The sequence below is a fragment of the Dietzia sp. DQ11-38-2 genome, assembly GCF_014145055.1.
In the GTDB taxonomy this organism is placed as follows: Bacteria; Actinomycetota; Actinomycetes; order Mycobacteriales; family Mycobacteriaceae; genus Dietzia.
Genome location: NZ_JAALDW010000232.1, coordinates 1 through 9287 on the forward strand (window position 1 = coordinate 1; position 9287 = coordinate 9287).

Consider the following 9287-nt stretch of genomic DNA (forward strand, 5'->3'; position numbering starts at 1 on the left):
ACCCGGAACCGCTCGGCCAGCGCGTCCAGCAGCTCCGGCCCCCAGCTGGCGCTCGACTGGGCCCAGCCGTGGACCAGCACCAACGGGCGGGCGGCGGGGTCGCCGAGGAGGCGGTAGGCGAGGGCGGTGCCGTCGGAGGAGACGACCGACGAGACGGCGGGGGCGGGGGCGGCTGCGGAACTCATGAGGCTCATCGTGCCAGCCACAGATCCGGCTGAGCTGTCCAGATCCCGCACATCGTCGATGGCCCGCGTGCCCCACCGAGAACTGCGCGCGCCGTCCGCATCACCGGAACTCTGCGCCCTGCCCAGCCCTGCCTACACGCATTCCGCCCGGGTACGCGGGCGCAAGGGACCACTCGGCACGCACAAGTCGGTTGAGGCCGGGCGTTCCGGCCGCACAGATCGGACCGGGGCGGTTACCGTGGTCCAATGGCTACCACCACCACCAAGCTCGACTCCGACGTCGTGGTCCGCACCTTCTTCGACGCCCTCGTCTCGGGCGACGTCACCACCGCCTCCGAGCTGCTCGCCGAGGACGTGTGGTGGGCCAACATCGGGCTCCCCACCATCCGGGGCAAGCGCGATGTGGTCAAGGCGCTGTCGGCCCTGGGCGGCAGCGTGGACTTCGACGCGGAGATCCACCACCTCGCCGTGGGCGCCCCCGCCGACCCCACAACCCCCGGCTCCCCGACGATCGTGCTCACCGAACGCACCGACTACCTGGGGGTCGGGCGATTCCGCTGCGGGTTCTGGGTGTGCGGGCGACTCGAGGTCCGCGACGGCCTCGTGTGCGGCTGGCAGGACTACTTCTCCAAGTCCGACATGGCCCTCGGCGCGGTGCGCGGACTCGTCGGAATGGTCACCGGCCGGGGCCGCTGACCTCGTCGTCGTCCTCCGACTGCCCCGCCTCCCGCTCGCGGTAACAGGCCAGCCGCCAGACGTTCTCTCCCCCGCGCCGGCGGTACTCGAGTTCATCGAGCGCCTCCACCGCGATCGCCAGCCCCCGGCCCCGGGCAGCGAAGACGTCCGGCATCTGCACGGCACGCAGGTCCACCCGGGCGGGGCTGCCGTCGTCGGTGAAGCGCGCCTCGAGGCGGTCCGGCGTCACCTCCAGTACGAGGTCCAGGTGCACCGGGCCGCCGTCGGCCGCGTGCTCGATGATGTTCGCCCCGATCTCCGCCACGGAGATCTCGAACCGCAACCGCACCTCCTCCTCGACCTCACCGGCCGAGAGCGTCTCCCCGATCAGATCGAGGATCCTGTCGAGCGTGCCCTCACCCGTGGTGAGGGTCAGCTCCCGACGCTGGTCAGTCGCCATCGAAGGCGGAGTCCGCCGACTCGTGCGCGGTCAGAACCCGGTCGAGCCGGGTGAGCTTCAACACGCTCGTGACCTGTGCGTTCGGGGCCGCGATGCGAAGGTCGCCCCCGGCTTGCCTGGCGGCTTTGAGTCCGGATATCAACGCCCCGAGTCCCGAGGAGTCGATGAACTCGGTGGCGCTGAGGTCCACCACCACCCGGCGCGACCCACCGTCGACCAGCTCACGGAGCTGGTCGCGGAGGCCGGGGGCGGCCACCATGTTCAGTCGACCGGTCGGCTGAACCACCACTGCGGTGCCGGCCTCCCGGATGTCGTAGGCGGTCATGTCGCTCCTTCTCTGTCGGGTCCACGGTAGCGAGCGGCCCGGAAGACCACCGAGAGAATCAACAGGTCGAACACCACCCAGACGAGGTTCGCCGTGACGCCGAGGACGGAGATCGCCCCCAGGTACAGCCGCACCACCCCGATGACGGCCGCCACCACCAGGAACGCCATGACGATGAGTTGCGGCCGGAAGAGGTACCACGGCGTCGCGTCCTCCCCCTGGCGGGTCTTGGGGGTGACCGCGAAGTCGAGGGGTTTGCCGAAGTAGACGTTGCGCGCGGCGGTCCAGCAGGCCGCGATCCACACGGGGAAGAGGGCGAGGCTGTACTGCTGTCCCCGCCAGGTCGGGGTGCCCCGGCCGGCGATGAAGAACAGCAGCTGGCTCAGAACGAGGAACGGGATGAGTCGCGCGAAGAAGTCCACGCTCCACGCCTGGACGGGCAGCACGCCGAAGGTCAGGTAGATGACCGGGGCGGCGAAGTATGCCAGTGCCGCGAAGCCCGAGAGGTAGCTCCACATCGTGGACCAGTACATCAACCGCTGGGCCAGCGTCAGACCCCGCTGCACCAGGGGGTTCTCGCGCAGCATCACCTGGATCGTGCCCTGTGCCCACCGCAGTCGCTGGGTGAGCATCGTCTTGGGGTCCTCGGGCGCCAGACCATAGGCCAGCACCTCGTGGTGGTAGGCGGTCCGCCATCCCGCAGCGTGCAGACGCATCGCGGTGGCCATGTCCTCGGTGACCGAGATGGTCGCCAGCGCCTGGGTGGGTTCCGCCTCGTCGGCCCGGTCGATGTCCACGGCGCGGATCAGCGCGCGGACCGACTCGACCGCTCCCAGTGGCGACCACTCGCGGTCGGCGAGCTGGTCGAGCACCAGGTCGTCGAGCACTATCGCGTCCGCCCCGTGCTCGTCCAGCGCGGCGATCGCCTCGAGGTCCGACCGGATCGCGCCCAGGTCGGCGTCCACCACGGTGCGCGCGGCCGCGTCCACCGTCTGCTGGAACCCGTAGGTGATCTCCGCGAGAGACCCACCCGCCCTGAGTTCGGCGCGGGCGGTGCGCACGGCCCGCCGGACGGTTCCGAGCGCCTCCCCCACCTCGGGCTGGTCCGCCGGGACCGTGCGCTGTGCCCGCCTGATCACCCTGCCGGCCGTCCGCAGGGCGCGATCCACCCCGTCCTCCACGGCCTTGACGTACCCCGTGATGCCGAGCTGCATCAGCGCCTCGCGACGGAGCACGGCGTTCGACCCGCAGAAGAACGCCGCGTTCCACCCGTCCTTGCCCTGCTGGATGGGCCCGTAGAACAGGGGTGCCTGGCTGCCCAGCGGGTCGGACTCGGGGACGTTGGTGAAGTACTGCGGGGTCTGGACCAGCGCCATACCTTCGTCAGTGAAGTACCCGAGGGTCCGGTCGAGGATCTCCGGCTCGGGGACCTGGTCCGCGTCCAGGATCAGCAGGAACTCGCCGTCCGTGTGCAGCAGTGCGTTGATGAGGTTTCCCGCCTTGGCGTGGCGTGGCTTGTCGGTCCAACTGGCCGACCGGGTGAGGTAGTCGACCCCCAGCTCCGCGGCGGCGGCCTGGAGTTCCGGACGGGCGCCGTCGTCCAGGATCCACGTGCGGTGCGGGTAGCGGATGCGCTTGGCGGCCGCCGCCGTGTCGAGCACCAGGTCGAGCGGCTCGTTGTAGGTGGTGATGAAGACGTCGACGCTCACCCCCTCCGGCGCCGGGGGCGGCTCGGGGCGACGACGCAACCGCCACATGGTCACGGCGAAGAGGATCGAGTCGATCAGGCTGTAGGTCTCGGCCAGGACCAGCGGGACGGCGATCCACCAGGCGTCCCAGTTGACCGAGAACAACCACCGCCACACGATGTAGTTCAACCCGACGATCACGGTCACCACGATGAGCAGCCGCAGGTAGGGCGAGGGGTACTCGCTGCGCGGCACCGGCGGGGCCGGGACCGTGCTCACGCCGCCTCTCTCCGGACGGCCACCACGGTCACGTCGTCCAGCGGGGGCCGGCCCGCCACCAGGTCGCGGGTCGCAGCCGTGAGCTCGTCGGGAAGGGCGAAGGGTTGCACGAACTGCCACACCGCGGCGGGGTCGCTGTCCTCGTCCAACAGATCGAGCAGACCATCCGAGCAGATCACCAACACGTCGCCCGGCTCTAGCTGTGCCTCATCAGAGGCCCAGGTGGTCCCGGGGAGGATCCCGATGGGGGGCCCGCCCTCCTCCAGGGGCTCGATCCGCCCGTCGGAGCGCCGCACCAGCGCAAGGCCGTGGCCCGCATCGGTGTAGCGGATCGTCCCGCTGGGCAGGTCTATAGCGGCGAGGAGCGCCGTGACGAAGGTCGAGGTGAGCTCGCAGTCCTCGGCGAGGTGCTCGGCCGCGAGCGTGGTGACTGCCCCCGTGTCCTGCGCGCCGTCGGCGGGGCCGAACCGGTCGAGCACCCGGGAGGCCCCCCGGACCGAGGCGCGGACCGAGGAGGACAGGATCGCGGCCCCGAGCCCCTTGCCCATCACGTCGGCGACGGTGAGCATCAGGGTGTCTCCACGACTGTAGTGGTCGAAGAAGTCTCCGCCGACGGTGAACGCCGGGAGGCAGACGGCGGCGATCCGGTAGCCCTCGAGTCCGGTGAGGGGGCGCGGGAGCAGCTGGGTCTGTATCTCCGCGGCCCGGTCCAGCTCCGCGGACCGCTCGAGTTCCCGTTGCGCCCACTCGGCGAGCTCGGTGAACGCCTCGATCTGCTGCGGGTCGAGGTTCCGGGGCTCGAAGTCATAGACGCAGAAGGTGCCCACCGGATGACCTGTGGGGCCGTAGAGCGGATAGCCGGCGTAGAACCGGACCCCGTCCGGGCCACCGATACCGGGGATCTCGGCGAACTCCGGGTCGGCGGCGGCGTCCGGGATCACCAGCGCCGGGTCGTCAGGGCGGCGGTACGCCCGCGCGATGGTGGTCCGGCAGACCGTCTTGTCCCGGGGCACCTCCTCCACCTCGAGCCCGTGGATCGACTTCATCCACAACCGGTCGTCGTCCATCAGGGACAGGGATGCCGCGGGGACGCCGAGGACCCGGCGCGCCATGTTCGTGACCTGGTCGAACCGGCCCTCGGGCGGGGTCCCCAACAACCCCAGCCGCTCCACGTCGCGCACCCGCTCGGCCTCCACTGGTGCGGGGATGCTCCACGGCGGCGGGGTCATCTCGTACGGCTCCCTCTGGTCAGGGCGTCCGCCATGGCGGCGGCGGACTCCGGGCTGCTGGCCAGGCGCCAATCGGTCTCCTTGTGGTGGTCGAACCACACGAACGCCGTCAACTCTTCTCTCGAATCAAGGTACCCGACGAGGTCCCTGACCCACTCGGACTTGGGCCCACCCGCCTCCGCGCTGGCCACCTCGGTGACCATCACGGGCACTCCCGGTGCGATCGTGGCCACCTCGTCCAGGGTGGGGCCGAGGATCTCGTCCGGTTCCTGCCAGGAACTCCACGCCTGGGTGGTACCCCAGTTGTAGCCGTCGACGCCCACCACGTCCACGTACTCCTCGCCCGGGAAGAGCGGGGCCACCGGGCTGCTTCCGGGGTGCGGGACGTTGACGGTCCAGACCCACCGAACGTTGTGCACCGCTTCGGCGGCGAAGAGGTCGTGCACATGCCGCCACGCTTCCACATAGGTCTGCGAAGGGGTACCGCCCCGCGGGCTCCACGGGTACCAGTCGCCGTTGGCCTCGTGGGCGAATCGCAGGTACACCGTGTCACCCCAGGCGGCCAGTTCGTCGGCCCAGCGATAGAGGTGGTCGTCGTGGACCCCCGCGGCGATCTCCTCCATCGGGAACGCCCCGCGGTCGTACACCCCGTCCGCGATCCACCGCCACGGCTCCCACGTGATGATCGGGTCCGCACCCCATTCCCGGACGGCGTCCAACTCGGCGATCGGGGGCGGGGAGGAGAAGTCGACGAACCACATCACCACACTCGGCCGGGCACCCACGGTGTCGGCGACCGCACGGAGCTCCTCCGGGGCGGCAGGTCCGCCGGGAGTGCTCACCCCGAAGCGCGGACACGCCTGCCCGGGGGCGTCGAGTGGCGCCAGAAGGGGGTCGGCGGCGACGTCGCACTGCCGCGAGGATCCACACGCCACGCACATCACCGCCACCACCACCGAGACCAGGGCCATCCGCACCGCACGCATCGTCGACCATTGTCTCCGTCGCGCGCCACTGGGACTGCTGTTCTAGCCTGAGACCATGAGTGTCGATCACCCCGCCATCCGTGAGCACCTCACCGCTCTCCCCGCCGACACCCGCATCGCGGTGGTGACCGGCGCCTCCTCCGGGATCGGCGAGGCCACCGCACGCGAACTGGCGCGGCTGGGATTCCACGTGGTCGTCGGAGCCCGACGACTCGACCGACTGGAGGCGCTCGCGGACGAGATCGGCGGCACCGCCATTCCCCTGGACGTCACCGATCCCGTCTCGTGCGAGGCGTTCTGCGCGGCCGTGCCCCGGTTGCACGTGCTGGTCAACAACGCCGGCGGCGCCAAGGGGACGACCACCGTCATGGACGCCGACGAGGATCAGTGGCGATGGATGTGGGAGACCAACGTCCTGGGCACCCTGCGGCTCGTGCGCGGACTCATGCCGGTGCTCGTGGACACCGGCGACGGGCTGGTGGTGACCATCACCTCGATCGCCGCGCTCGAGTCCTACGACAAGGGCAGCGGGTACACCTCGGCCAAGCACGCGCAGGCCGTCCTGCACCGGACGCTCCGCGGGGAGCACCTGGGCGAGCCCGTGCGGTTCACCGAGATCGCGCCCGGCATGGTGGAGACCGAGTTCTCACTGGTGCGATTCGACGGCGACGACGACAAGGCCGGCGCCGTCTACGAGGGACTGACCCCCATGGTCGCACGCGACGTCGCCGAGATCGTGGGATTCGTGGCGAGCCGGCCGTCGCACGTCAACCTCGACCAGATCGTGGTCAAGCCGAGGGACCAACACTCCGCGATGCGGGCGCACCGGCGCTGACGACGGCGTCCCGCGCCGTATCCGGTCGTCCGGCACCGCCGGCCAGGCCAGGCTTACCGATGTTCGGTTAGGCTTACTGACCTGGTAAAACACCCTCGTCGGTCCTACTCTGGGACCCCCGGGGCGCACCACGCCCCCGCGAACCTCGACGCCCGTCGAGGTCCCCCGAGAGGAAGGGTTCCATGATCATGGCCAAGAAGTCCTCGTTCACCGAACTGTTGTCCGCGCAGGTCGGCCACGAGTTCGCCGCGAGCCAGCAGTACATCGCGATCGCGGTGTGGGCCGACGCCAAGGACCTGCCGCAGCTCGCGGGCCGCTTCTACCAGCACAGCCTCGGAGAGCGGAACCACGCGATGATGATGGTGCAGTACATGCTCGACCGCGACATCGAGGTGACCATCCCGGCCGTCCCCGGCCCGCAGGCCGACTTCGAGGGACCCGTCGCCGCACTGCGGTACGCACTCGAGCAGGAGAAGCAGGTCACCCGTCAGATCGAGGCCCTGTTCCAGGCCGCGCGAGCCGAGGCAGATCCGCTGGGCGAGCAGTTCATGCTGTGGTTCCTGCGTGAGCAGGTCGAGGAGGTCGCCAACATGAGCACCCTCGTGGCGATCGCCGAGCGCGCGGACAATGACTGGTTCCGGATCGAGGAGTACCTGGCCCGTGAGACCGACGCCTCCTCCAACACCGGCACCCCGCCCGCGGTCGCCGGCGGTGCCGTCTGACGGGAAGCAGAGCGCACAGCGCCGCCCCTGCCTAGGGTGAGGACCATCACACCCATGGAGTCGGCCCTCTCGTAGCGGGCCGCGGCGCAACGACAGGGGGCCTCCGGTGATCGGAGTCGCGACCAGACCACCCGCACGCCCCTTCGGAGCGAGGCGGATCGCCGCCGCGGTGGCGGTGGTCGCCGTGGCGGTGCTCCTCGTGGGTTCCGCCACCACCCCCGCCCGTGCGCAGTCGCCCACCGAGGGACCACTGCCGGTGCCCTTCGACATCTCGGCCGGGTTCCAGGCGTCGTTGGCTCCCGAGATCCCGCCTCCGGGAGCCAACGACCCGAACTGTCGACCGACCCCGCAGCGCCCGCGTCCCGTCGTCCTGGTCCACCCCACCTTCACCACGCAGGCGCTCGCCTGGCAGGCCGGCGCCCCTCTGCTGAGAAACGCCGGGTACTGCGTCTACACCTTCACCTTCGGGAACGTCACGGGCTTCCCGGCGATGCCGATCCAGGGCCTCGGCGACATCCGGGCCTCCGGCCTGGTCCTTCAGCAGGTCGTGGACCGGGCGCTCGCCGAGACGGGCGCGGACGCCGTCGACCTCGTCGGGCACTCCCAGGGCGGCGGCATCCTGGCCGACTACTACCTGACGTTCCTCGGCGGGAGCGAGAAGGTCCACACCAAGGTGGGGATCTCGCCCTCGACCGGGACCAGACTGAGCGAGATCGTCTATCTGCGTTCCCTGGTGCCGGTCCTCGGGCCCGCCGTGTACGGGAGCCTGGAGCACTCGACGCCGGCCCTCATCCAGCAGGTCGTCGACTCGCCACTCGCCACCGAGGTCTACCCACGCGGCCCCGAGGGCATCCCCGGAGTCCGCATGTACAGCATCGTCTCGCAGTTCGACCAGATCGTGACCCCGTTCGTCCGCCAGTTCTACTCCGGTGACGTCACCAACATCGAACTCCAGGCCGGATGTGCCGAGGACCTGTCCGAGCACGTGGCCACCCTGTACAGCGAGAGGGTGTGGTTGCACGTGCTCAACGCACTGGCCCCCGCTGAGGCCACCCCGGTGCCGTGCTTCCACGTCGCCCCCTACGCGCCCTGGGTGCGGTGAGCCGATCCCTGCAGCCACGCGGTCACCCGCGGCGCGCGCGCTCGTACTCCACGTAGCCCACCCCGCTGTCGAAGCCGATCCTCCGGCGCACGACCAGTGACAACACCGGAACGGGCCCCGAGATCAACGGCCGCCCCGCGCCGATCAGGACCGGATTGATCTTCAGTCGGAACTCGTCGATCTCGTCCACGAGAGCCCCTGCCAGCTCCCCACCTCCGCACAGCCAGATGTCGAGAGGGGAATCCTCGCTCTTGAGCCTGCGGACCAGGGTCACAGGATCCTCGTCCGAGGCCGTGAGACCCTGTTCGGCAGGCAGGTCGTCCGGCCGGTGCGTCACCACGTACTGGCGCAGATGCGGATAGCCGCTGGCCAGACCCTCGTCAACCGCCACCTGATGGGTGGTGCGACCCATCACCACCGTGTCGAACACCCGAGAGGCGGTGTCGGCCAGCCCCAGCGCCCCGCGGACGTGGCCGGGGATCGTCTCCGGGTAGTGCTCGATGAGCCAGGCCATGTGGTCTCCCTCCAGGGGGAAGAAGTCGGTTCGCCCGTCGGGGTCGGCGATGAACCCGTCGGCGGTGACGGCGACGTAGTAGATGAGCGTGCGCACGGGATGGATCCCTCCGTGGTGGGTGATCGGGTGAGGTGGGCGCGTCAGCCGAGTCGGATCACCTCGTCCACCCCCACCCGGTCGCAGAACCCGTCATCGTGGCTCACCAGCAGCAGCGCTCCGCGCCACTGCTGCAGGGCGTCGGCGAGCACCTCCACGCCGGGGAGGTCGAGGTTGTTGGTCGGCTCGTC

At 70.2% G+C, this 9287-nt stretch carries 10 protein-coding genes and 1 pseudogene; 4 read left to right on the plus strand and 7 right to left on the minus strand.

Going from position 1 to position 9287, the window contains the following annotated elements; genetic code table 11:
* Positions 1 to 185, minus strand: a pseudogene (locus G6026_RS08660) (alpha/beta hydrolase); the annotation flags it as partial.
* Positions 186 to 431: 246 nt separating this feature from the next.
* On the opposite strand from G6026_RS08660, the gene G6026_RS08665 reads away from it, so the two are divergent.
* Positions 432 to 881, plus strand: a complete 450-nt coding sequence (locus G6026_RS08665) for a limonene-1,2-epoxide hydrolase family protein (RefSeq protein ID WP_107757351.1) — start codon at positions 432 to 434, stop codon at positions 879 to 881.
* Here G6026_RS08665 and G6026_RS08670 read toward each other — a convergent pair.
* From G6026_RS08670 to G6026_RS08690, 5 genes are read right to left on the minus strand one after another with little or no spacing between them, the layout of a single operon-like run.
* Entirely contained in the window at positions 862 to 1320 is a 459-nt protein-coding gene (locus G6026_RS08670) for an ATP-binding protein (protein ID WP_182612927.1), read from the minus strand. The two genes, G6026_RS08665 and G6026_RS08670, sit on opposite strands and share 20 nt — an antisense overlap.
* Positions 1310 to 1645 carry an STAS domain-containing protein gene (locus tag G6026_RS08675; RefSeq protein ID WP_182612928.1) on the minus strand — a complete coding sequence of 112 codons (336 nt, stop codon included), beginning with the start codon at positions 1643 to 1645 and terminating at the stop codon, positions 1310 to 1312. Before G6026_RS08675 ends, G6026_RS08670 begins: the two co-directional genes overlap by 11 nt.
* A complete protein-coding gene (locus G6026_RS08680) occupies positions 1642 to 3612 on the minus strand; it encodes a glycosyltransferase family 2 protein (RefSeq protein ID WP_182612929.1) in 1971 nt (656 codons plus the stop codon). The genes G6026_RS08675 and G6026_RS08680 overlap by 4 nt, the downstream gene beginning before the upstream one ends.
* Positions 3609 to 4841 carry a SpoIIE family protein phosphatase gene (locus tag G6026_RS08685; protein ID WP_182612930.1) on the minus strand — a complete coding sequence of 411 codons (1233 nt, stop codon included), beginning with the start codon at positions 4839 to 4841 and terminating at the stop codon, positions 3609 to 3611. Before G6026_RS08685 ends, G6026_RS08680 begins: the two co-directional genes overlap by 4 nt.
* Positions 4838 to 5827 carry a glycosyl hydrolase gene (locus G6026_RS08690; RefSeq protein WP_182612931.1) on the minus strand — a complete coding sequence of 330 codons (990 nt, stop codon included), beginning with the start codon at positions 5825 to 5827 and terminating at the stop codon, positions 4838 to 4840. The genes G6026_RS08685 and G6026_RS08690 overlap by 4 nt, the downstream gene beginning before the upstream one ends.
* A 55-nt stretch (positions 5828 to 5882) precedes the next feature.
* On the opposite strand from G6026_RS08690, the gene G6026_RS08695 reads away from it, so the two are divergent.
* The 3 genes from G6026_RS08695 (at position 5883) to G6026_RS08705 (ending at position 8486) form a co-directional block, all read left to right on the plus strand.
* Positions 5883 to 6662 (plus strand): SDR family oxidoreductase, encoded by a 780-nt coding sequence (locus tag G6026_RS08695; RefSeq protein WP_182612932.1) that lies wholly within the window; start codon positions 5883 to 5885, stop codon positions 6660 to 6662.
* Positions 6663 to 6850: 188 nt separating this feature from the next.
* Complete coding sequence (locus tag G6026_RS08700; protein WP_107758218.1) at positions 6851 to 7384, plus strand: ferritin; 534 nt, start codon at positions 6851 to 6853, stop codon at positions 7382 to 7384.
* A 106-nt stretch (positions 7385 to 7490) separates the two neighbouring features.
* Positions 7491 to 8486 carry an alpha/beta fold hydrolase gene (locus G6026_RS08705; RefSeq protein ID WP_182612933.1) on the plus strand — a complete coding sequence of 332 codons (996 nt, stop codon included), beginning with the start codon at positions 7491 to 7493 and terminating at the stop codon, positions 8484 to 8486.
* A gap of 22 nt (positions 8487 to 8508) precedes the next feature.
* On the opposite strand, the gene G6026_RS08710 is transcribed toward G6026_RS08705, so the two are convergent.
* Positions 8509 to 9096 (minus strand): dihydrofolate reductase family protein, encoded by a 588-nt coding sequence (locus G6026_RS08710; RefSeq protein ID WP_107757359.1) that lies wholly within the window; start codon positions 9094 to 9096, stop codon positions 8509 to 8511.
* Positions 9097 to 9287: the final 191 nt, after the last annotated feature.